This window comes from Rheinheimera soli (assembly GCF_031457405.1).
In the GTDB taxonomy this organism is placed as follows: domain Bacteria; phylum Pseudomonadota; class Gammaproteobacteria; order Enterobacterales; family Alteromonadaceae; genus Pararheinheimera; species Pararheinheimera soli_A.
Genome location: NZ_JAVDWR010000055.1, coordinates 1 through 1,404 on the forward strand (window position 1 = coordinate 1; position 1,404 = coordinate 1,404).

1 protein-coding gene is annotated in these 1,404 nt (G+C 55.7%); it reads right to left on the reverse strand.

Features of this window, described 5'->3' with window-relative positions:
• The coding region (locus J2W69_RS20585; RefSeq protein WP_310282107.1) for a non-ribosomal peptide synthetase at positions 1–1,404 on the reverse strand (1,404 nt) is incomplete at both ends.

Sequence of the window (1,404 nt, forward strand, 5' to 3'; positions counted from 1 at the left end):
ATCGAATCACCGCCAAGACTAAAGAAATTATCCTCAAGCCCCACACGCTCTACCGATAACACCTCACCCCACACTTTAGCTATCGCCTGCTCAGTCCCCGAAACCGGTGCCACATAAGCCACCTCATCCGCACGGACTTTGCTCGCCACATCCACCGATGGCAATCCTTTACGGTCCAGCTTACCATTGGCCGTCAGCGGCAAACGGTCTAAACGCAGGTACGCCGTCGGCTGCATATACTCCGCCAGTTGCGCACTTAAGTGACGCTGACATGCACTCTCTGTCTGTGCCCAACTCCCTTCATCTGCCACCACATACGCCACCAAACGCTGCCCTTGTCTGGTTTGAACCACCAACACTTCAGCCTGACTCACCCCATCTACCGCCAGCAAGTGACTCTTTATATCACCCGGCTCTATCCGATAACCATTTAAACTCAGTTGCTCATCCGCCCGGCCAATAAACACCAAATCGCCCCGGCCATTGCGTCTCACTAAATCTCCCGTGCGATAAACCCGCTCCCCCTCAAAATCAACAAACCGCGCTAAGGTCTGCGCTTCCTGGTTCAGATAACCCCCACTCACACCCGCGCCACCAATATACAACTCTCCCACACTGCCCAGCGGCTGACGCTGCCCCCCTGCACCTAACACATACAACTGACTGCCTGCTATCGGCACACCTATCGGCACCCCCTCACCATCGGCAAAGCCCGCTATCGCATCCACCGACCCGGTCCGGAACACACTCGTCCCCACCACCGTCTCCGTCGGACCATATTCATTGACAAACACACTGCCTCTGAGCAGCTCACCTTGCCAACGCCTGAGGCTGCCACACAACCATTGCTCGCCACCTATCACCAGCACATGCCGGGCATCCTCATTCGCTTCCACGCTCTCAGACAACGCATCTAAATGCGAGGGCGTCAGCTTGAACAGCCAACTGGACGTCCGGTCATTCAAATACCCCGGCAACACCATCAGCGCCGCATCACCATCTGGCAACAACTGCACCGATTGCCCTGTACACAACGGCGTCAACAAACTGGTGATCGTCGCATCAAAACACAAAGGACTGCTCACCACCGCACCCGCCATCTCTGGCGTTAAATACGTCTTGGCATGAGCAAGGTAATGCCCTAAATGCTCCTGTTTCACACTCACGCCTTTGGGCTGACCCGTCGAACCCGAGGTATACAGCACATACGCTTCCTGCCCGGCACTTAACTCTGCCCGCTCACCCGCATCAAACTCCACAAGCCAGGCGTCTTCCGTCACTCCATCCATCAGTAACACATCCAGCCCTGAGCTCAGTTCACTGCCAGATTGCGCTTTACTCAGCAACAACAACTCCGTATCACTGTCTTTCACCTGATACGCCAGCCGTGCACGTGGATGGGAT